Below are 22,108 nucleotides of genomic sequence, written 5' to 3'. Positions count from 1 at the left end.
ATTTAAATTAATTAACAATTAAAGTTTAATTATATTAGTCGCCTTAAAAAAAATAATAGATATGTCTTATTCAAAATTGTTTGATAACGGGTTTAAAGAACGTAATAAAGATCATTTCGCTGCAATTGTACGTGTAGCTATGGATGACGGTATTATTTCTGAAGACGAAAAAGCGTTTTTAGATCGATTAGCCCGCAGTTTACAGATAAATGAACACGATTACGAGCAGATTTTATTGGATTATAAATCACACCCAATTAATCCTCCTCATGAAAATACACGTCGTTTAGAGCGTTTATACGACTTAGCACGTATGGTAAATTTAGATCATATAAACGGCGAAAGTGAAATTACGCTACTAAGAAAAATATGTTTAGGTTTAGGATTTTCTTCAGAAAAATTAAGCGCTATAGTCGAGAAGGCTTTAGCTTTGGTTTCTGAAGGTGCAGATTTAGATACATTTATTGAGGCGATGAAAAAGTAATCTTTTTACCACATGAAATAAAAAAAGCGATTGTTTTATAACAATCGCTTTTTTTATGTTTTGAATTTATTTAGTGGCTGCGTTTCTTACGAACTCTTCAGCTTTTTCTACCATGTTTTTACTTCCACATATAAAAGGAACACGTTCGTGTAATTCTGTAGGTTTAATATCCATAATACGTGTAAAACCATCACTAGCTTTTCCGTTAGCTTGTTCTGCTAAAAAGGCCATAGGATTACATTCGTATAATAAACGTAATTTTCCTTTAGAGTTTTTAGAACTTTTTGGATATAAATAAATACCTCCTTTAATCATGTTTCTATGGAAATCTGAAACTAAAGACCCAATATATCGAGACGTATATGGTCTGTCGCCTTCTTCCATTTGGCAATACTTAATATAATCTTTTATTCCCTGTGGGAAATGGATGTAGTTCCCTTCGTTACATGAGTAAATATTTCCATCTTCAGGAAAAGACATGTCTGGATGCGATAAGTAAAATGTTCCAATGGCAGGGTTTAATGTAAATCCGTTTACACCAGCACCAGTAGTATATACTAACATGGTTGAGGTTCCGTAAACAATATATCCTGCAGCGACTTGTTGGTGTCCTTCTTGTAAGAAATCTTCTATTGTAACAGGAGATCCAACAGGAGTAATACGTCTGTATACAGAGAAAATAGTTCCTACAGATACATTAACATCGATATTAGAAGATCCATCTAAAGGGTCTATAAGTACCACATATTTATTCTGATGGTTAGAATCCTGACTGTTAATTGAAATAAAATCATCTTCTTCTTCACTAGCAATACCACAAACAATATTTCGCTTTTTAAGCGTCTGAATGAAGATATCGTTAGCGTAAACGTCTAATTTTTGTTGGTCCTCACCTTGAATGTTTACATCCCCTGCGGCACCAATTATGTCTACCAATCCAGCTTTGTTTACTTCGTGATTTACAACTTTAGCTGCTAATCGGATAGAATTTAATAATCTTGTTAACTCTCCTGTGGTGTATTTAAAAGCGGTCTGATTTTCGATTATAAATTCACCTAATGTTTTGTTTTGTCCTGACATTTAATGGTAACGTTTGTTTTTACAAATATCGTACTTTTTGTTAAACTATAACGTTTGAGTGAAAATTATAATCCATCGATTTTCCATATATTTGGATTCTCAAAAGATTATTATGAATATTAAAATAAGAGCGGCTAAAATTGAAGATATGTCAGCCGTACTGGAGTTGATTTATGAATTAGCCATTTATGAAAAGGAACCAGAAGCTGTGGAAGTTACGGTGACTGACTTAGAACGCGATGGTTTTGGTGTGTCTCCATTATTTAAGTGTTTTGTTGCAGAAATTGAAGGCGATATAAAAGGTATCGCTTTGGTGTATAACAGATATTCGACTTGGAAAGGGCCTATTATTCATCTTGAAGATTTAATTGTAAATAAAGCCTATAGAGGCACAGGAGTGGGTACAGCTTTGTTGGACGAGGTTGTTAAATATGGCCACAGTAAAGGAGCAAAACGAATTAATTGGGAAGTTATAGATTGGAACGAATCTGCTATTGCTTTTTACGAAAGTAAGGGCGCAAATGTACTACGCGATTGGGATGTTGTACAATTGGATGAAGCGGGGATAAAAAACTATATCGATAAGTTATAAATGAAAATATTTAAATTCGGAGGAGCTTCGGTAAAGGATGCCGAGGGCGTAATAAATCTCGCTAAAATTGTAAAGCAATTTTCAGAAAAAGATACTGTGGTTATTGTTTCCGCTATGGGAAAAATGACAAATGCTTTTGAAGTAATTGTTCATAATTTGCTTCACGATACCTCCGAGTTAGAGACCTCTGTTACTTATGTAGAACACTTTCATACTACAATTGTTTCAGCTTTGTTTCTAGATAAAAATCATGCCGTTTTTAATGCTGTCGAAATTCTTTTTAAAGATTTAAGACACTTTTTAAATACAAATACGTCTACCAACTATAATTTTGTATACGACCAGCTTATAGGTTTTGGAGAATTACTTTCTACAACTATTGTAAGTGCGTATTTAAATAATTTTGGAGTTGAAAACACGTGGCTAGACGTCCGTAACTATATTAAAACCGATTCTAATTTTAGACGTGCAAATGTAGATTGGGATACGACTTGCCAATTAATTTCACCTTTAAAAAAGCAGGATTCGATTTGTGTAACACAAGGTTTTTTAGCGAGCGACTCTATAAACACTACAACGCTAGGCCGAGAGGGAAGTGATTATACAGCTGCCATTTTTGCCTATGCCTTAGATGCCGAAAGTGTAACGATTTGGAAAGATGTCCCGGGAGTATTAAATGCCGACCCAAGGTTTTTTCCCAACACTCAGTTGTTAAGCCAATTGTCGTATAGAGAAGCCATAGAATTAGCGTTTTATGGTGCTAGTGTTATTCATCCAAAAACATTACAACCACTTCAACAAAAAGAGATTCGGTTGTTTGTAAAATCATTTTTAAATCCGCTAGAAAAAGGAACCGAGATCAGTCAGAATCAGGATGTCGTTCCTGAAGTTCCGTGTTATATAGTTAAGAAAAACCAGATTTTAATCTGTATATCATCTTTAGATTTTTCATATATTGTTGAAGAGAATATTAGTGATATTTTTAATATACTGCATGTCGCTAAGATGAAAGTTAATCTTATTCAGAATTCGGCCATTAGTTTTTCTGTTTGTGTAGAAGATACTTTTACTAATTTAAAAGACGTTTTAGAACAATTTCAAGAGAAATATAAGATTACATATACTTCTAACGTTTCATTATATACGGTTAGGCATTATAATGATGAAGCCATTGGTATAATCGAAAATAATAAAAATATATTGGTACAACAGCGTACCCAAGATACGTTACAAATAGTAACTAAATAAACAATTCACTACATTTGTGCCCATGGCGAAACAGGAAGAAAAGGGAATAGTAACACCCAGTGAAGTAGCAAGTGCTATAAATTTAGAAAAATTTGGTTTTCTGGGCACATTTGTGGGCTGGAGCCTAATGAAGGTTCTAAAAATTTCTAAAATAAACGACTTTTATATTAAAAATAAGCATCTATCAGATATACATTTTTTAAATCGCATTTTAGAAGAGTACGAGATTAAATTTGAAATTCCAGAAGAAGATCTAAAACGTTTACCAAAAAGTGGCGCCTTTATAACGGTATCTAATCATCCGTTAGGCGGTATTGATGGCGTGTTGTTATTAAAACTTATGATAGAACATCGCGATGATTATAAAATCATGGCCAATTTTTTACTGAATCGTATAGAACCTTTACAGCCATACATTATGCCTGTAAATCCGTTTGAAGATAGAAAGGATGCTAAATCTAGTGTTGCTGCCTTTAAAAATGCCTTGTTACATTTAAAAGCAGGTCATCCGCTAGGTGTATTTCCTGCAGGAGAAGTCTCTACCTATCGCGAAGGTAAATTAGTGGTAGATAAACCTTGGGAAGCCGCGGCTTTAAAATTGGTAAAGCGAGCCGAAGTACCAGTGGTTCCTATTTATTTTCATGCTAAAAACAGTAAGTTGTTTTATGAACTTTCTAAGATAAGTGGTACGTTAAGAACAGCAAAATTGCCTTCTGAAGTCTTAACACAGAAAAAGCGTGTAATTAAGGTGAGAATTGGAAGGCCTATATCAGTAGCCGATCAAAAAGAGCATGCGACCTTGCCAGAATACTCCGAGTTTTTAAGGCGAAAAACGTATATGCTTGCAAATGCATTCGAAGAGAAATCTAAAATACTAAGCAGCTTATCATCAACCTTAAATTTAAAATCGACTAAAACCCCAAAGCGTATTGTAACTCCTGGAGATGCAACCTTAATGGAAGAAGAAGTTTCGCAATTGCGTGAGCTAGATTGCAGGTTATTGCAAAGTAAGAACTACGAAGTGTTTTTGGCCTCTTCAAGAGATATTCCTACTATTCTTAGAGAAATTGGGCGTTTGCGTGAAATTACTTTTCGTGAAATTGGAGAAGGAACAAACGAATCTATAGATTTAGATAAGTTTGATAGTTACTATCACCATATGTTTTTATGGGACGACGATCAAAAAAAGATTGCTGGAGCATATAGAATGGGCTTAGGGTCCCAAATTTTTAAAAAATATGGAATAGACGGGTTCTATTTACAAGACTTATTTCGCTTTGAGCCGGAATTACATAAAATGATGAGTGAGTCTATCGAGATGGGACGCGCCTTTATTATTAAAGAATTTCAGCTTAAACCAATGCCACTTTTTCTGCTTTGGCGTGGTATTGTGCATACTACTTTACGTTTTCCTGAGCATAAATATTTAATTGGTGGTGTAAGCATCAGTAATCAGTTTTCGAATTTTTCAAAATCGTTAATGATAGAGTTTATGAAATCTCATTATTACGACCCGTATGTCGCGCAGTATGTGCACCCTAAAAAAGAGTTTAAGGTTAAGCTTAAAGATGCCGATAAAGATTTTGTATTTGATGAAACCGAAGCCGATTTAAACAAATTCGATAAAATTATAGATGAAGTAGAGCCAGGAAACTTAAGATTGCCGGTTTTACTTAAAAAGTATATCAAGCAAAATGCCAGGTTGGTGGCTTTTAATGTCGATCCTTTATTTAATAATGCAGTCGATGGCCTAATGTATATAAAAATAGAAGATTTGCCAGAAAGTACGGTGCGTCCAGTTATGGAAGAGTTTCAAGAAGAATTAGAACGTAAATTTTCCGGAGCAGGTAATAGCGAACAAGCAGATCCTGCGGAGTAATCTAAAAAAGCACATATAAAATTCAATTTTTAAAAAAGACTATCGATAACGGTAGTCTTTTTTATGCGTTAATAATCTCATCGAAAAAGACCTAAAATATGCGTTAATTTAGGTTCCTTTGTGTGTTTTTAAAGGTAGTCAGCGTACGTTTTGGTGACTTTTAGAGATGGAAAATAAATAAACACTAAACTTTTATTAAAGTGCAGGTAGAACTATAGAATTAGCATCATTTTTGCGCTGTATTTCACTGCTATATAAATTTATAGAAAATATTATAAATATGAAAAAAACACTCAAAATAGTAGGGATAGCAATAGGGGTTATTGTTCTTATTCTCATTGCCATTCCTTTTGTATTTGAAGGTAAAATACTTGACATTGTAAAGAGTACAGTGAATAAAAATATTAATGCAGAATTCGATTTTGCCGATGCAGATGTGAGTTTAATTCGGAGTTTTCCTGAAGTGTCCGTTTCTGTTAACGATATGAGTATTATAAATACAGGAACTTTCGCAGGAGAAACTTTGGTGTCTGCAAAAAATGCAAATATCAGTATGCCTTTTATGCAAATATTTAATAGCGAAGGCGAACCGTATACGATTAATTCTTTTAGTATAGATGACGCTGTAGTGAATGTGCTAATAGACGAAAATGGTAATGTTAATTACGATATTGTTAAGGCAGATCCGGCTTCTAAAGAGGGTATTAAGGATACAGATCCGGCAACTCCAAGTTCGGTTTCTTTGTCTATTAAAAACTACGACATAACAAATTCCCAAATCAAATATTTTGACGAGCAAGGGAAGATGCATTTTCAGCTTACCGATTTTAATCATTCCGGAACAGGAGATTTATCTGCTGTAAAATCTGAATTAGATACCAAGACAAATGGTTTGATTTCCTTCGATATGGGAGGTACTAATTATCTTAATGCGACTCCCATTAAATTGGATGCTAAATTAGGAGTAGATTTAGAGCAGAACACATATACGTTTCTAGAAAACAAAGCTGTTATTAACCAATTGGAATTGGTTTTCGATGGTTTTGTAAAACTTAATGAAGCGAGTCAAGATGTCGATATTTCATTTAAAACACCGTCTTCCGATTTTAAAAATTTCTTAGCATTAATTCCTCAGCCCTATTCTAAAGAAATAGAAAACGTACAAACTACTGGAGATTTTGTGGTGCAAGGACGCATTAATGGTACGGTAGACGAGACGCATATTCCGGCCTTTAACATTGGAATTTCATCTAATAACGCGTCGTTTAAATATCCAGATTTACCTCAAGCAGTATCTAATATTACTATAGATACTAAAATTGCAAATGAAACGGGACTGTTGGAGAATACGCATGTTAATATAAATACCTTAACTTTTAAAATAGCCCAGGATGTTTTTAGTGCCAATGCAACGATTAAAAATCTTATGGGGAATCCGTTGGTAAATGCTAATTTGAAAGGGCGAATTAATTTAGGAAATCTGTCACAAGCGTATCCGTTTGCTGTCGAGCAAGATTTAAAAGGAATTTTAGATGCAGATATTACAACAGCATTCGATATGAAAGCCATAGAGGAAAGCAGATATCAAGACACTAAAAATAAGGGGTCTTTAGGCTTAAGTAATTTTGAGTTTAGTTCTGACGATTTAAAAAATCCGATTCAAATTTCGAAAGCAGGCTTAACTTTTAATACAACAAATGTGACCTTGAATGCCTTTGAAGCGAAAACGGGTCAAACCGATCTTTCTGCAAAAGGAGCTATAGACAATCTCTTAGGGTTTATGTTTAACGACGAGATGTTAAAAGGAAACTTTACACTGAATTCGAATACATTTGCTGTTAACGATTTTATGGTCGAAGAAGACGCTTCTGAAAATGCTACTACCAACGAAAGCACCAAAACACAACCGAAATCTGAAGTTGTGGTTGGGAAAGAGCAAATAAAAATTCCAGCATTTTTAGATGCCACTATTGCAGCAAAAGCAAATACGGTTATTTACGATAATCTCACTTTAAAAGAAGTGGCGGGAACTTTAATAGTTCGCGATGAAACGGTGACGATAAAAGATTTAACATCTAATTTATTTGGTGGACAAATCGCATTAAATGGTTCGGTATCGACTAAATCTGAAACACCTATTTTCGATGTGAAATTGGGGATGCAACGTTTTAATATCGCAGAATCTTTTCAAGGTTTAGATCTGTTAAAAGCTTTAGCGCCTATTGCTCAAGCATTTCAAGGTGTATTAAATTCTAATTTTGAAATGAAAGGAGATCTTTCTACCGATTTTACGCCCAATTTAAGTACCATTTCAGGAAATGTATTGGCAGAATTATTTGTTAACGATGTCGATACTAAAGACAGTAAGGTTTTGGCAACATTGGTAGATCGTTTAGAATTCTTAAATTTTGATGAAGGTGAAACTAAAAACTTTAAAACAGCATTGAATTTTAAAGATGGACAAGTGCAGGTAAAACCTTTCGACCTTAAATTTAAGGATATTGCTGTAGAAATAGGAGGGAGCCATGGATTCGACCAGTCTCTAAATTATAGTGCGCTTTTCGATGTGCCTGCTAAATATCTTGGAAAAGAGGCTACCAACTTATTAGCCAAACTAAACGACCCGAAAGCAGAGAATATTACAGTTCCTGTAATGGCTAAAATTGGAGGAAGTATTGGTAGTCCGTCGGTGACTACAGATTTAAGTGCGACTGCAACAGCCTTAACCCAAAAGCTGATTGAAATGCAAAAAAATGAATTATTAAACAAAGGAACAGATAAGGTAAAAGACGCTTTAAATAATTTCTTAGGTGGAAATAAATCTAACGACTCCACTAGTGTAGGCGCAGACAAAGTAAAAGATTCTGTACAAACAGATAACATTAAAAAAGCGGCCGATAATATACTTAACGGCTTATTTGGAAAGAAAAAAGACGATTCGAAGACGGGAAATTAATGTCTTTAAATCTGAATATAATGGAAAAGCTGAAGGTTTAAATCTTCAGCTTTTTTTGTTTTATAATACATGTTGTAATGAGTGATTCGCTCCTGCAAATGGATTATTTGCGAGATAAAAGTTTTACAAATTTTTGCTTGATTTTATCGACTATGGTTTGTGCTAATTTTTCTTTACTCTCTATAGTCCATCCTGCAACATGTGGTGTTAATAATACATTTTCTGCTTCTATTAAATATTGAAAAGCTTCAGGCATTTGATCTGCAGTAAATAAATTCTCGAAGGAGGCTTTTTCGTATTCTAAAACGTCTAAGCCGGCACCTAAAATTTGCTTAGATTGTAATGCAGTAACTAAATCGGTAGTTACCACGCTTTTTCCTCTAGCCGTATTAAAAAACCAAAATGGCTTTTTAAAACCGTTAATAAATTTGGCATCAATCATGTTTTGAGTAAGTGGTGTTTGTGGTACATGTAAACTCACGACATCAACTTGGTTTTGAAACGTTTCTAAGTCGACTTGTTTAGCATTTTCGTTTCCAACACCGGCTTTAATATCGTAACACAAGACGTTTACATCGAAGCCACGTAATTTTTTAGAAAACGCATTTCCCATATTTCCATAGCCAATAATTCCAACCGTTTTTCCGTCTAATTCTATCCCACGATTATCTTCGCGTAGCCATTGGCCTTCACGAACTTCATGATCGGCTTTGTTAAGTTTGTTAAATAACGAAAGGAGCATGCCTAGAGTATGTTCGCCAACTGCATTTCTGTTGCCTTCGGGAGCCGAAATAAGATAGACACCTTTAGATATGGCATAATCGCAATCTATGTTTTCTAAACCAGCACCAACACGGCCAATAAATTTTAAGTTTGTTGCGGCATCTAAAAATGATTTGTCGATTGTAAAACGACTTCTTATAATAATACCATCGTATTGATGAATTTTAGCTTCTACTTCTGATTTTGTTGAAGTAAAATCGTCATGATTGGTAAAGCCTAAATCGGTTAACTGTTGCTTTAAGAGCGAGTGATTGCTATCGAGATGAAGAATGTTCATTGTATTGGAAATTAGATTCCAAATTTACGAACTTTTGCGTTAAGGATTGAGCGATTTGTTTACCTTCATTTTTAAGTTGTTCTGCCTAAAAAAGCTAGTCGCGAAAGTCTGACCCTTTTTGCGGAACACTCAAATTAAAACCCTAGCATGGCTTTAGCGATTAAGAAGTAAATTAAGATACCAAACACATCGTTGCTGGTGGTAATAAATGGTCCTGTGGCTACGGCTGGATCTATGCCGCGTTTATCTAAAATAATAGGAATAAATGTGCCTATGAGTGCCGCCATTACAATTACGGCAATTAAGGCTAAACCTATGGTTATAGATACGGTATATGGTGTGCCAAAAGCAAAATGTGTAACGCATAAAGCGATTAGGGCAATAGCTAATCCGTTAACCAAACCTAGAGTGAATTCTTTGAATAATTGTCTAACAAGACTGCTATCCATGGTATTATTTGCAAGTCCCTGAACCACAATGGCAGACGATTGTACTCCAACATTTCCGGCGGTTGCTTGAATAAGTGGCACAAAGCTTAACAGTATAATATAATCGCCCATAGCACCGCTAAAACTGTTTATAATGCTTGCTGCACCTAAACCACCAAACATACCAATTAGTAACCATGGTAAACGGGCTTTAGTAAGTTTCCAAATGCTATCGTCGGCCTCTACATCTCGGGTAATACCGGCAGCAAGTTGGTAGTCTTTTTCGGCTTCTTCACGAATAACATCTACAATATCGTCGATGGTGATACGGCCTAAAAGGATATGGTTTTTATCGACTACAGGAATCGCTTCCAAGTCGTATTTTTGCATAATATTTGCGACCTCCTCTACATCTTCGGTAACGTAAACATAATCTACTTTAGGAATGTAAATGTCTGAAATATGTGCTCTTGGAGACGCAATTAGTAAATCTTTTAAAGATAGACGGCCAATAAGTTTCTGGTTATTATCGACGACATAAATGGAGTGTACGCGGGTAACTTCTTCGGCTTGTGCGCGCATTTCTTTAACGCATCGGGTAACAGTCCAATTTTCGTTAACTTTTACAAGTTCCTTGGCCATTAATCCCCCGGCTACATTATCGTCGTAACGCAACAGATCTTTAATGTGCTGTGCGTGTTCTTGATCTTCAATGTGGTCGATTACGAGTTGCTGACGATCGTCTGATAATTCAGAAATCATGTCTACCGCATCATCGGTATCCAGCTCGTCTATTTCTTCGGCGATTTCTTTTGCAGAGAGTGTATCTAGAATTTTTTCACGAGTATCCTCGTCTAATTCCATTAACACTTCCGACGTTTTTTCACTATCTAAAAGTTTAATCACATAGGTGGCGTGATCTATATCTGTTTCTTCTAGAATTTCGGCAATATCAGCGTGGTGGTAATCACTTAAAAGTTCTAAGATGTTTGCATCATCTTTAGACTCAATTAACTGTTCCACATTTTCAATAAGTTCATCACTTATTTTAAACTGAATATTGTCTTCGTGTTCCTCCACTAATCTTGTGTTTTTAAGTCGTCTTCTATGCGTTTAGTTAGCGCTATAAATTGTGCAACCGAAAGTTGTTCCGGACGTTTTCCAAAGATACTATCTTCTCTTAAACTATCGGATAGATTGAATGTTTTTAAACTGTTACGAAGTGTTTTTCTGCGTTGCTGAAAAGATGCTTTTACAACCTTAAAAAGCATGGCTTCATTACAATCTAAACTATAGTCTTCTTTTCGTGTTAATCGCAACACACCAGAATCTACTTTTGGTGGCGGATTAAATACATGTGGTGGTACGGTAAAAAGGTATTCTGCATGGTAAAAAGCTTGTGTAAGCACCGATAAAATACCGTAAGCTTTACTGCCTTCTTTTTCGCAAATACGTTGTGCTACTTCTTTTTGAAACATTCCAGAAAACTCAGGAATTTGATCGCGCATTTCTAAAGTTTTAAACACGATTTGTGTTGAAATATTGTATGGGTAATTTCCGATAACAGCAAACGATTCGCCTTTAAACACCTCGTTGATATCGTATTTTAAGAAGTCTTTTTCGATGACGCGGTCTGCCAACGTTAAGTAGTTTGCTTTTAAATAATCTACCGATTCTGAGTCGATTTCTACCACGTAAGTTTTTGTTGGCTTATCAAGCAAATATTTGGTTAAAACCCCCATTCCAGGACCAATTTCCAGGACATTTTTATACCCTTCGAAAGATAAGGTGTTTGCTATTTTTTCAGCAATAGATTCGTCGTTAAGGAAATGTTGACCTAAATGTTTTTTTGCTTTTACCGTCATGTATATTACTGTTTTGTTACGCTGTAAACATCTACAACTTCTAGTTCTGTTCTAAAAGCTAAGACATTTTCACCGAATTTTTTTAAGGCTTCTGTGCGAAGTAAATCTGCAAATTTATGGTAATATCTGTCTAAATCTTCGCGTGATTTTGCGCGATATTGTACAGAATAGGTTTTACCTCCCATTTCTTCTTCAATAAGGACGCGTGTAAGTTTAGCTTCGTAAAAGGTGCCAACAGATAAAACCTGAGGAATATGTTCTTGTTTCATCCAGGTGATCCAAGTGTCGTGCACTGCATCGCTAACATTAGAGGTTACATTATAGATATACATGTAATTAATTTTTTTGCAAATAACAGCATCTCTTTGTCAGCTACAAAATGAAATACTGTTTTTTGGTAAGTTAGGTTTAATTTTTCACGGATTTTAATCCAATCGCTATTAGAAAGTGTAATATCACTAAAGTAAAAAATTCAGGTATTACATCTTCATTTACTTTAGTCGAACGTTTTGGAGTATAACAACAATGCTTCTTTGGTTTCGAAGGGAGATACCGTTTTCCTATAGGTCATGCCTAATTTCTCAAGGAGTTTTATCGAATTTGGATTTGTTGGTAATACTATGGCTAAAACTTCGTCTAATTTAAATTTTTCTTTGGCGATTTCTAATACCGCAGTAGCAGATTCGAAACCGTAACCTTTACGCTCATATTCCGGTAAAAATGCAAAACCAATATCTACACCCTCTAATTCTGGTCGTTTTATTAATCCGCAACAGCCTATGGCTTTAGAGTTGTCTGATTTTAAAAGCACTTTAAAAAAGCCAAAACCGTGATCTCGGTAGCTTTTTAGATAGGTATTGGTTAGCGCTTGTTCGGCATCTGCAACCGATTTAATATTACGATCTCCAATATATTTTATCCAATTGGGAGTATTTAATAATTCTAATAAAAACGGCGCGTCGTTTAGCGTTAATTCTTCAAGGTGTAAACGTTCGGTTGTAGCTATACTCATAAATTATTGACTTAAGGAATCGCCACGTAAGGTTCTAAATTTTGATCGTGCTTCCACAAAATAGATACTATCGGCAAAGTTAAATATAATATACTCGTAAAGTGGTTTGGCTTTTTCAGGCCGATTTAATTGGTGATTATATAATTCGGCTAAAGCAAAATAAGCATCGTCTGACAGTAAACCATTGGCATGATTTGCAATTAAAAGTTCATAATTGTTTTCTGCTTGATTGTATGCTTTTTGAGACTCGAATAATTGTGCTTGCTTATATAGCGCTTGCTCGGCAATGGGTTCGCTATTATGGTTTTTTAGTATGGTATCTAAAACCACAATGGCTTCCTTTGGTTTGTTTTGGTAGGCTAATAAATCGGCTTTTGCATAGAGTTTTAATGCTGTTTGAGTGGAGTCTTCGTATTTGTTATCGGATATTAGAAGTTTTAATTCTAGGGCGTCGTTTGCAATTAATTGGGTAGTAGATTGTTTTAAAATATTCAATTGGGATTCTGCCCATTTAAAATCGCCTTTATAATAGCTGGTTTTTGCAACTCTAAACCTTGCTTCTTGAGAAATGGTGCTATTTTTTAAGCTTCGTTGGATCTGTGTATAATAAATTAAAGCTTCGTTAAATTTTTCTTGCAAGACCAAAATGTCCGCCAATTCTAATTTCACCTCTGCAATTTGGGTGTTGCTTATGTTCTGGTTTAAAGATTGTTTTAAAACAGTTTCTGCTTGATCGATTTCGTGTAAATAGAACGCTAGAAAATGACCATAAGCAATTTGAAGTTTTAAGGTTTGTGACTGCGAGCCGTATGTTTCGAATAATTTTATATAATCGGATTGAATAGCTTTATACTCTTGTTCTGTAGCTAAGTCTGTTTTAAACTGGAGTAAGTGATAGTGAGCGTTTAGTTTGGTGTCTGTATCCTGAGAGGTTTCAATAATGTAGTCGTAAATACGTGTCGCGGTTTCAAAATCTTTTTCGCTAGTTGCTATCGAGGCTAATTGAGACATGCGATTTAGGCTCTCCGGAAGCCTATTGTAAATTGCTTTTTCCTGTGCAAATGCTTTGTTGAATTCTTTCTGCTGACTAAACAACCAACTGAGTAATTCGTTCCATATTAACTCTGGGTTTTGTTGAATTTTTCGCAGTATGGTTTTTCTAAGTATAACGTTGTTTTCATTATCTGGATTCTCGTTTAGAAAGTCACTAAAAATGCGTTTTATCTCGTCGATGTAAATCGGATTCTTTTCTACGAAATCTATATAATTCACAAACATTTTTTCAATGTTTCCTTGCTCTCCATAAATTTGAGAGAGTTGCATACTAAAATCAAATTCTTCATTTAAAGTCATTGCTTTTTCATAAGAACGTATGGCTAAATCTAACAGTGAGTGCTCTTGGAATTGTCTTGCTATAGAGTATACGTAACTTGGATTTTCGTCTAAACTCTGAATGGCTTTTTCATAATTTTCCTGGGCTTCTTCCTCCCGGTCTTGTAGTTGAAAATTATACCCTAATTCTACATAAAACGAAGGAAATTTCATTCTATCTATAGCTTGTTTTAAAAGCTGTTCTGCCTCGTTATATTGCTTAAGTTGTATGTGGGTATCTGCAAGTGCCTTGATGTAATTTATATTGGTCGGACTATTCTCGTGCAGTTTTTTGTAGGAAATAAGTGCTTTTTCAAAATCACCATTTTTAAAATACTGTTTGGCAACAATATCCTGTTGCGAAAACGCGCAAAAGCTTAAGAGCATGCAACAAACAAGTATTAATCTCATAGTTTTTTTAGATTCTTGTAAATATAAGGAAGTGGAATTTACTAATGAAAAATAGGGATATAAAAAATGCCCGAAGAATCAGGCATTTTAACCAACAAAAATAAAAGTGCTATTAACCCTCCTGTTTACCCAAGTGTGATTCAATTACTTTGTCGGATATTGTTATATGTTAAATATATGTAGCTGTGAGTAAGTACAACCAAATAGTCTCTTTTATGTTTAAATTTCGAAATTGATAGGCGAATACAGTAAACTATATCATTTACACTTTATCAAGAAATTTACTATTAGTGGAAGATACAAATTTCTTGATAAAGTGTTAAAATTCAAAATTAAAAAGTTGTTTTTCGTTAAACGGTTTCGGTTCAATGTGCTTGTTCACTCGCAGTACTGTTTTACAGTATTTAAGTTATAAGAAAACCATTACAAAATACATTTAGTCTATAATAGAGAAGCCTGTATAAGGTACTAAAACGTCTGGAATTACAATGCCATCTTCGGTTTGGTAGTTCTCTAAAATTCCTGCAAGCACTCTTGGTAATGCTAAAGAGCTACCATTTAGGGTGTGAGCCAATTCGTTTTTACCATCTTTATTTTTAAAACGTAATTTTAAGCGATTGGCTTGAAAGGTTTCAAAATTAGAGACAGAAGAAATTTCTAACCATCGGTCTTGAGCCGTAGAGAAAACCTCGAAATCGAATGTTAATGCCGATGTAAATCCTAAATCACCACCGCATAATCTTAATATTCTGTATGGTAATTTTAAGTCTTCAAGTATGGTTTTTACATGAGCGACCATACCATCTAATGCTGTATAAGAATTGTCTGGATGCTCGACGCGTAAAATTTCAACTTTATCAAATTGGTGTAAACGGTTTAAACCTCTAACGTGCGCACCGTAACTTCCTGCTTCACGTCTAAAACATGGCGTGTAGCCTGTAATCCCGATTGGTAATTCGCTTTCGTTTAAAACCACATCTCTAAAAATGTTAGTTCCTGGCACTTCTGCTGTAGGGATTAAATATAAATTATCTGCGGTAACGTGGTACATCTGTCCTTCTTTATCTGGTAATTGTCCAGTTCCAAAACCAGAAGCTTCGTTTACTAAATGCGGTAACTGATATTCTGTATAACCAGCAGCCGTGTTTTTATCTAAAAAGTATGCGATTAAGGCACGTTGTAAGCGGGCACCTTTCCCTTTGTAAACGGGGAAACCAGCACCTGTAATTTTATTACCTAATTCAAAATCTATAATGTCGTATTTTTTCGCTAATTCCCAGTGAGGCATTGCGCCATCGTATAAGGTAGGGATGTCTCCAGCTCTAAAAATCTCCTCATTATCGTCTTCTGTACTTCCCGCAGGAACGGAATCGTTAGGAATATTAGGGATTTTATATAACAACTGACTTAGCGCTTCGGAAACCTCGTTTAAAGTCTCTGTTAATTCTTTAGAAAGTTCTTTTAAGTTTGCACTTTTTCCTTTTAAGATGGTAGCTTTTTGAGTTTCTCCACTTTTAAACAACATACCAATTTCTTTCGATAATGTATTGGCTTCAGCTAATGTGTTGTCTAATTGTGCTTGCGTGCTTCTACGAGTTTCATCAAGGGTAAGTACTTCAGAAATCATCTCTGTAGCATCAATATTACGCTTTGCTAGATTTGCAATAATGCGGTCTTTATTGTCTCTTATAAAAGGAATTTGTAACATCTTAGTTTTTAATTTGGGCGTTTCTTGTTTTGTTAACAAGACCAGGCTTTTCGCTATATCTTTTTTACCGGTTTAATTCAGTTTTCAGGTTATAGTTTTACGAAGGATTTAGTCCGCGTAATTAAAGAGAAAACAAAACACGTAAAAAAGGATGCCGCTGCAATCCTTAACGCAAGGTGAAAATTTAATTAACAGCAAAAGTAATAAGATTTTAGGTCGAATGGAATAAAATATAAACCTATTTTGATGGTAAAATCCAATCGCTATGTTTCAAAGCAGACCATTTTACATTGGCTAAGTCTACTTCTGGATTTGTATATGTTTTTGAAGGTTTTCCATTAACACTAACATACGATTTAACGTACACCGAAATAGAATCACCTTTCGCGGCATAAATCGATTTTAAACGTTGCGAAAATTGCCACATAATATCCGGTTTATTAGAGGCCAATCGGACTTGTTTAGGCGATAAATACTCTTTTAGATTCACCCGTTCGGTGGTGTTTTTCGTGTGATTTTTAATCGTGTATGTCGTATTTCCGCTTTTAGAGCGCAACATCATACGCCATGATAAACGATGTCCTTCTTCGGTCCAAAGTACATTGTCTTGTATAAAGTGATGACGAATAGGCAATATAATTTGTATAATAAAGTATACAGACATTGCACCTAATGCCAGGTTTTTGTGTTTTGGAACAATGATTTCGCCTGCGTTATAAAAAGGTTTTTTGTTTTTAAAAAAGAGCTTATGGATAATCTTAGGTTCAAAAAAGAATAAAGCAAACGCTAAGGATAAATACGGAAAAATACCAACTTGAAATATAAACGAATTGAATAAGTGAAAGAAAATTGAAGCAAAAAACGCAAATTTTCGGGTCGGTTTATATAAAAATAAAGGAATAATTAAACCGTCGTATAAAATGCCACCATAGGCTAGGAAGTAATGCATTATGTGGTTTTGCAAAAGATCTCCCACAAGAATATAATTGGCTTTACTTCTCATTAACACTGCCATTACTGTGGTGTCTAACCAGTCTGGATAAATCTTGTTTAGAGAACCGTAGGTGTATACAATAAACATTTGTAAAATAAATACTATGCTACACCAACGCGGCATGGAAATTCTTTCAATTTCAGGTTTTAGCCTCGCATCTATAGAAAAATAGGTGTTTGCCGGCTGTATGGCCATTAAGCCACTTAGTAAAACTAATAAGTAATAATGGTTGTTATAAGATGCTTTTTGCATTAAATAACAGCCTGCCCAGAGTATAGTAAACGAAATTGCACTAAAACGGTATTTATATCCTACCATAATACAAAGCCCTAAAATTCCCATAACAGCATAATAAAAATACATGCCATTTCCAGGAAGCGGTTGTATCCACTCAAAGCCAATAAATGAAAATGTAAAGTCAGGATCTATAAGGGTGCGCTTAATCCAACCGGTAAAAATAGCACCTACAGTTTCTAAAAAACATAAGAGTCCGAAAATAATTCTAAAGACAATTAAAGCCGAATTGTCTATATGTTTAAAAAGAAATTTATTCACCATTTGTCTCACTAATAAAGCGTCGTGATTCTTCTTCGTCTTGTTGTAATTGTTTTTTCAGGTTATCGATAGATTCGAATTTTTTCTCGTCTCTAAGACGGTGAAGCATATCGATTTTTAAAGATTTCCCGTATAAATCGGCATCAAAATCAAAAAAATGAATTTCTATGTGTTGATTGGTGCTGTCGGTAACTGTTGGGTTGGTCCCGACATTCATCATACCAAAAATAGTCACATTATCAATTTCAGATTTTACAACGTATACACCTTGTTTTGGAATAAGTTTATAAGCTTCTTTGATTTCTAAATTAGCCGTAGGATACTGCAATTGTTTTCCTATTTGTTTCCCTGTTACTACCGTTCCATTTATAGAAAACGGGTAGCCTAAATAGTTATTAGCTTTAGTAATGTCGCCGGCTTCAAGCGCTTTTCTAATTTTGGTAGAACTTACAGCAACTTCGTTTACATCTTCGGCAGAAATTTCTTCAACTTCAAAACCGTAGGTCTCTCCAAATTTGCGTAAATCGTCAATATTTGCAGAACGATTTCTTCCAAAATGATGATCGTACCCAATTATAACGCGCTTAGCTTGTAACTGTTCTACCAAGATTTTTTTTACAAAATCTTCGGCTGTCAGTCTAGAAAACTCTTTTGTAAACTTCTGAATACATAGATAATCTAAACCCGATTGTTCTAAAATATCGCTGCGCTCCTCAATGGTATGAATTAATTTTATGTTGGCATCGTTCTGTAGCACCATTCTAGGGTGTGGAAAAAAGGTAAGAACAACAGATTTTAAATGCGTCTCTTTAGCGGTGTTAACAAGTCGTTTTAGTATTTTTTGATGTCCTAAATGCACACCGTCAAACGTACCTATAGTTACAACTGTTGAAATCTTGGAGTCTAGATTGTTAAAATTTCTGACTTTTTCCATTTAATAAAGAGTAATCGTTAAGTAATTGTTAAAAAGGTTTATTTTAGCTCACCTTAAAGTGATACGCAATTATAAACAAAACTACGTCATGTTTTTGCAATGACAATAATTTTGTGATAATAAAATGCGGATTATAATTATACTAAAAAAAAGATTTAAATTTATGAAAAACCTTAACACGAAAACGTTTTTATTGCTATTAATAGTGTCCTTCTGTTCTAGCATTGTTTTCGCGCAGTCATCGTCAATATTTTGGAAAAATGTGTCTAATGAGCGTGTTGCTAATAAAACACTGGCACGAAAAACAGAGCCAAAAGCTTATCAAATTTTCCAACTAGAAATAGAGGCCTTTAAAACCGCTTTAAGTAAAGCGCCTTTAAGCGATAGTAATAGAAATTCATCAGGAATTATAATGGCGTTTCCAATGTCCGATGGAACATTTCAACAGTTTGAAATTACAGAATCGTCTATTATGGAGCCAAAACTTGCGGCTAAATTTCCTATGATTAAGACATATAAAGGTATTGGAGTAGACGATAAAACGGCAACTATGCGTTTTAGTGTGACTCAAAGCGGATTGCATGTGTTTTCGTTATCTGCAAAAAGAAGTTCATTATTTATAGATCCATATACCGTAGAAGGTAATAAGTATATGGTATATAATCGATCGGACTTAGGTGTAAATAATCAAGATTTTGAATGTTTAACCGATGAAAATATCGATTTAAAATCTTTAAGGTCTGATGTAGCAACCGATATTTCAAATACAAACGATGGTATATTAAGAACATATCGTTTAGCCTTGTCTTGTAACGCGAAGTATGGCGCCTTATTCGCTGGAGAAGGTACAGATTTAGAAAAAAAAGCTAAAATTCAGGCGCAAATGGCCATTACCATTAACCGGGTTAATGAAATTTATGAACGTGATTTAGCAATAACCTTAGTATTTATCGATAGAAATGACGAATTACTATATTACGATTTAGAAAACGATCCTTGGAGCAATGAATTTAGTGCGAAAACTCAAGAAGTGATTTCTACCACTCTAAATGATGAAGGGTTGTACGATATCGGACATAATTTTAATACCACTAATGGTGGACAAGCAGGTTGTATTGGTTGTGTTTGCGTAGATGCTGAAGCGCCTTATACTGCAGACGTGTCTAAAGGACAAGGATATACGGGGATGGCAAATCCTATTGGTGATGCCTTCGACATCGATTTTGTGGCTCATGAAATGGGACATCAATTTGGTGCATGGCATACTATGAATACGTGTTCTCGCTCAGGAAATGGTATTTCTGAAGTGGAACCTGCTTCAGGAAGTTCTATCATGGGGTATTCAGGAATTTGTGGTGTAAACAATGTGCAAGAAAATTCTGATGCGCATTTTAATTTTGTAAATATTCGAGATATCTCTCAAAACATACAACCAGGAGGAGTTAGTGATTGTGGAGTACAAACAGTATTAGATAATAAGCCTCCAGTGGCTATGGCGGGTCAAGATTATGCTATTCCAGTATCTACACCCTTTGTATTAAGAGGTGCAGGAACAGATCCAGACGGGACAGAGACATTAACGTATAACTGGTCTCAAAATGATCCAGAACGTGCTCCTGCTAATGGAGCCCCACAGTCTACTTGGGCCTACGGACCTATGTATCGTTCTATTTTGCCTACAGATTCTCCTGATAGGTATTTGCCAGATTTAAGTGAAGTTGTAGCGGGTAATCTTACGCCTAAATGGGAGGTAACACCTTCGGTTGCTAGAACTATGAATTTTGCATTAACGGTACGCGATAATGGAAGTGGTTTCCCTATAGGTGTTGGGCAAGTGGCTAGTGATTTTATGACCGTGACCGTGGTAGACGGCGTGCCGTTTACAGTGTATGAAGCATCTACAACCGAAAATTGGTTTGTTGGTATTTCAAGAGACGTTAAATGGGAAGTTGGGGCAACCAATAAGGCGCCCATTAATAGTCAGAAAGTAAATATTAAGTTGTCTTTAGATGGCGGAATGACGTACCCAATTACTTTGGCGTCGAATGTAGATAACGATGGTTCCGAAACCATTACGGTTCCAGACTATGAAAGTGATAATTGTAGAATTATGGTCGAAGCTGCGGATAATATTTTTTATGATATTTCTAATGCAGACTTCAGTATAAAAAAATCAGGACCTATTTTTGTATTGGAACAAACAGAAGAGGTCGTGCCTTATGTTGTTTGTAATAATGCACTGTCTTTAACCATCCCGTTTAAATACATTACAGTTTCAGGGTTTAACGACCTAACAACTTTTAGTGTTGATAATTTACCATCAGGTGTCGTGGCAACATTTACGCCAGCTACAGCACAAGCTGATACGGATGTGGTTTTAACGCTTAATAATTTTGAAAATGCAACTATAGGTTTTCAGGATGTTGATATTATTGGAACTGCCACTTCACTGACTGAAACTACAGTAGCTCCATTACGAATTGAAGCATCTCAGATTGAAAGTCCAAGTTTAGTAAGTCCGTCGAAAGGTGCAGAAGTTTCAAATCAAGTTCTGCTGTCATGGGATGCTTCCCCATATGCCGACGAATATGAGTTGGAAGTGTCTACGTCTTCAGATTTTTCTGCCGAAGTGAACCGCTATCAGCTTACAGATACGCAATTCGAATTTCAGGCTTTAGAAAACCGTGTTGTTTATTACTGGAGAGTTCGTGCTATAAACGAATGTACGTTTAGTGTCGATTCGGAGGTTTTTAGTTTTATAACTAGTCTGTGTACTGCATGTGCTTCGGAGGGTGTTAGTAATAATCCATTACTTCTTACTGCTACAACGCGAGTGGTTTTTAATACGGTCGATAATGCGTCAGGAAAAACGGGGTATAGCGATTTTACATCTATAGCAAATCAAGTAAAAAGAGGAGGAACATATACTTTGTCGGTTTATGTAGATACGGCTGGAAACTTTACCACACATACGCTTGTTTGGATTGATTGGAATAACAACTGTGATTTTAACGATGCAGGAGAAGTGTACGATTTAGGAACGGCAAGAGATGTTGTAAATGGTATTACCGGTGGTTCTCCTTTAGAGATTACGGTGCCTTTAGATGCTGTGTTAAGTGATAAAACTATTATGCGTGTAACTACTAAATATTCGGCTACACCTGATTCTTGTGAAGATGGATTTGACGGAGAGGTGGAAGATTACAAATTAGAAGTTCAGCCTACGTTAGGGATAGAAGATAACGGATTTAGTAGTTTTTCCGTGTGGCCAAATCCAAATAAAGGAACTTTTACCGTATCGCTAAATGCAACGTCTAGCAACGCTGTAAATATAAAGTTATACGATATTAGTGGGAGACAAGTTTATTCTAAAGCGTATAAAAGTAGTGCTGCTTTTAGTCAGAAGATTGTTTTAGATCAGGTGGCTTCTGGGTTATATTTATTAGAAGTTAATAATGGTGTTCATAAAACCATAAAGAAAATTGTAGTAGAATAGTTTTCTCCTAAATTTTAAATAACAGAGTTATAAAT

General features: G+C 35.1%; 16 protein-coding genes. 6 read left to right on the top strand and 10 right to left on the bottom strand.

Features of this window, described 5'->3' with window-relative positions:
• Positions 1–61 precede the first annotated feature (61 nt).
• Positions 62–484 (top strand): TerB family tellurite resistance protein, encoded by a 423-nt coding sequence (locus ACKC83_RS04040; protein ID WP_434037106.1) that lies wholly within the window; start codon positions 62–64, stop codon positions 482–484.
• Between the two features lie 66 nt (positions 485–550).
• Here the strand turns inward: ACKC83_RS04040 and fbp are convergent, their stop codons facing one another.
• Positions 551–1,564 (bottom strand): class 1 fructose-bisphosphatase, encoded by a 1,014-nt coding sequence (gene fbp, locus ACKC83_RS04035; protein WP_414036489.1) that lies wholly within the window; start codon positions 1,562–1,564, stop codon positions 551–553.
• A 112-nt stretch (positions 1,565–1,676) separates the two neighbouring features.
• Here fbp and ACKC83_RS04030 point away from each other — a divergent pair, with 112 nt between their 5' ends.
• The 4 genes from ACKC83_RS04030 to ACKC83_RS04015 all read left to right on the top strand — a co-directional run bounded on the left by ACKC83_RS04030 (position 1,677) and on the right by ACKC83_RS04015 (position 8,239).
• Positions 1,677–2,156, top strand: a complete 480-nt coding sequence (locus ACKC83_RS04030; protein ID WP_434037105.1) for an N-acetyltransferase family protein — start codon at positions 1,677–1,679, stop codon at positions 2,154–2,156.
• Positions 2,157–3,404: an aspartate kinase gene (locus tag ACKC83_RS04025; protein ID WP_434037104.1), complete on the top strand. Its 1,248-nt coding sequence runs from the start codon at positions 2,157–2,159 to the stop codon at positions 3,402–3,404. It begins immediately after the preceding gene.
• A 22-nt stretch (positions 3,405–3,426) separates the two neighbouring features.
• Positions 3,427–5,283, top strand: a complete 1,857-nt coding sequence (locus ACKC83_RS04020) for a GNAT family N-acyltransferase (RefSeq protein WP_434037103.1) — start codon at positions 3,427–3,429, stop codon at positions 5,281–5,283.
• A gap of 280 nt (positions 5,284–5,563) precedes the next feature.
• Positions 5,564–8,239 carry an AsmA family protein gene (locus ACKC83_RS04015; protein WP_434037102.1) on the top strand — a complete coding sequence of 892 codons (2,676 nt, stop codon included), beginning with the start codon at positions 5,564–5,566 and terminating at the stop codon, positions 8,237–8,239.
• Positions 8,240–8,342: 103 nt separating this feature from the next.
• Here the strand turns inward: ACKC83_RS04015 and ACKC83_RS04010 are convergent, their stop codons facing one another.
• The 9 genes from ACKC83_RS04010 to ACKC83_RS03970 form a co-directional block, all read right to left on the bottom strand.
• A complete protein-coding gene (locus tag ACKC83_RS04010) occupies positions 8,343–9,299 on the bottom strand; it encodes a 2-hydroxyacid dehydrogenase (protein WP_434037101.1) in 957 nt (318 codons plus the stop codon).
• A gap of 134 nt (positions 9,300–9,433) precedes the next feature.
• Positions 9,434–10,807, bottom strand: coding sequence for a magnesium transporter (mgtE, locus tag ACKC83_RS04005; protein WP_414036495.1), 1,374 nt, complete (start codon positions 10,805–10,807; stop codon positions 9,434–9,436).
• Positions 10,807–11,592 carry a 16S rRNA (adenine(1518)-N(6)/adenine(1519)-N(6))-dimethyltransferase RsmA gene (gene rsmA, locus ACKC83_RS04000; RefSeq protein WP_414036496.1) on the bottom strand — a complete coding sequence of 262 codons (786 nt, stop codon included), beginning with the start codon at positions 11,590–11,592 and terminating at the stop codon, positions 10,807–10,809. Before rsmA ends, mgtE begins: the two co-directional genes overlap by 1 nt.
• A gap of 5 nt (positions 11,593–11,597) precedes the next feature.
• A complete protein-coding gene (locus tag ACKC83_RS03995) occupies positions 11,598–11,924 on the bottom strand; it encodes a DUF4286 family protein (protein ID WP_434037100.1) in 327 nt (108 codons plus the stop codon).
• A gap of 164 nt (positions 11,925–12,088) precedes the next feature.
• Complete coding sequence (locus tag ACKC83_RS03990; RefSeq protein ID WP_414036498.1) at positions 12,089–12,604, bottom strand: GNAT family N-acetyltransferase; 516 nt, start codon at positions 12,602–12,604, stop codon at positions 12,089–12,091.
• A 3-nt stretch (positions 12,605–12,607) separates the two neighbouring features.
• Positions 12,608–14,386 carry a tetratricopeptide repeat protein gene (locus ACKC83_RS03985; protein ID WP_434037099.1) on the bottom strand — a complete coding sequence of 593 codons (1,779 nt, stop codon included), beginning with the start codon at positions 14,384–14,386 and terminating at the stop codon, positions 12,608–12,610.
• 436 nt (positions 14,387–14,822) lie between these two features.
• Positions 14,823–16,094, bottom strand: a complete 1,272-nt coding sequence (gene serS / locus ACKC83_RS03980; RefSeq protein WP_434037098.1) for a serine--tRNA ligase — start codon at positions 16,092–16,094, stop codon at positions 14,823–14,825.
• Between the two features lie 238 nt (positions 16,095–16,332).
• Positions 16,333–17,646: an HTTM domain-containing protein gene (locus tag ACKC83_RS03975; RefSeq protein ID WP_434037097.1), complete on the bottom strand. Its 1,314-nt coding sequence runs from the start codon at positions 17,644–17,646 to the stop codon at positions 16,333–16,335.
• Positions 17,636–18,577, bottom strand: a complete 942-nt coding sequence (locus ACKC83_RS03970; RefSeq protein WP_434037096.1) for a bifunctional riboflavin kinase/FAD synthetase — start codon at positions 18,575–18,577, stop codon at positions 17,636–17,638. The genes ACKC83_RS03975 and ACKC83_RS03970 overlap by 11 nt, the downstream gene beginning before the upstream one ends.
• A gap of 163 nt (positions 18,578–18,740) precedes the next feature.
• Here ACKC83_RS03970 and ACKC83_RS03965 point away from each other — a divergent pair, with 163 nt between their 5' ends.
• Positions 18,741–22,073 carry a reprolysin-like metallopeptidase gene (locus tag ACKC83_RS03965; RefSeq protein WP_434037095.1) on the top strand — a complete coding sequence of 1,111 codons (3,333 nt, stop codon included), beginning with the start codon at positions 18,741–18,743 and terminating at the stop codon, positions 22,071–22,073.
• Positions 22,074–22,108: the final 35 nt, after the last annotated feature.

It is taken from the genome of Formosa bonchosmolovskayae (genome assembly GCF_051016085.1).
GTDB lineage: Bacteria > Bacteroidota > Bacteroidia > Flavobacteriales > Flavobacteriaceae > Formosa.
The sequence above is the reverse complement of the archived record's forward strand: the minus strand, read 5'-3'. Positions and strand labels throughout refer to the sequence as shown.

Coding starts and splice junctions, on each gene's coding strand:
- ACKC83_RS04040 (WP_434037106.1), top strand. CDS start 62: ATGTCTTATTCAAAATTGTTTGATAACGGGTTTAAAGAACGTAATAAA.
- fbp (WP_414036489.1), bottom strand. CDS start 1,564: ATGTCAGGACAAAACAAAACATTAGGTGAATTTATAATCGAAAATCAG.
- ACKC83_RS04030 (WP_434037105.1), top strand. CDS start 1,677: ATGAATATTAAAATAAGAGCGGCTAAAATTGAAGATATGTCAGCCGTA.
- ACKC83_RS04025 (WP_434037104.1), top strand. CDS start 2,157: ATGAAAATATTTAAATTCGGAGGAGCTTCGGTAAAGGATGCCGAGGGC.
- ACKC83_RS04020 (WP_434037103.1), top strand. CDS start 3,427: ATGGCGAAACAGGAAGAAAAGGGAATAGTAACACCCAGTGAAGTAGCA.
- ACKC83_RS04015 (WP_434037102.1), top strand. CDS start 5,564: ATGAAAAAAACACTCAAAATAGTAGGGATAGCAATAGGGGTTATTGTT.
- ACKC83_RS04010 (WP_434037101.1), bottom strand. CDS start 9,299: ATGAACATTCTTCATCTCGATAGCAATCACTCGCTCTTAAAGCAACAG.
- rsmA (WP_414036496.1), bottom strand. CDS start 11,592: ATGACGGTAAAAGCAAAAAAACATTTAGGTCAACATTTCCTTAACGAC.
- ACKC83_RS03995 (WP_434037100.1), bottom strand. CDS start 11,924: ATGTATATCTATAATGTAACCTCTAATGTTAGCGATGCAGTGCACGAC.
- ACKC83_RS03990 (WP_414036498.1), bottom strand. CDS start 12,604: ATGAGTATAGCTACAACCGAACGTTTACACCTTGAAGAATTAACGCTA.
- ACKC83_RS03985 (WP_434037099.1), bottom strand. CDS start 14,386: ATGAGATTAATACTTGTTTGTTGCATGCTCTTAAGCTTTTGCGCGTTT.
- serS (WP_434037098.1), bottom strand. CDS start 16,094: ATGTTACAAATTCCTTTTATAAGAGACAATAAAGACCGCATTATTGCA.
- ACKC83_RS03975 (WP_434037097.1), bottom strand. CDS start 17,646: ATGGTGAATAAATTTCTTTTTAAACATATAGACAATTCGGCTTTAATT.
- ACKC83_RS03970 (WP_434037096.1), bottom strand. CDS start 18,577: ATGGAAAAAGTCAGAAATTTTAACAATCTAGACTCCAAGATTTCAACA.
- ACKC83_RS03965 (WP_434037095.1), top strand. CDS start 18,741: ATGAAAAACCTTAACACGAAAACGTTTTTATTGCTATTAATAGTGTCC.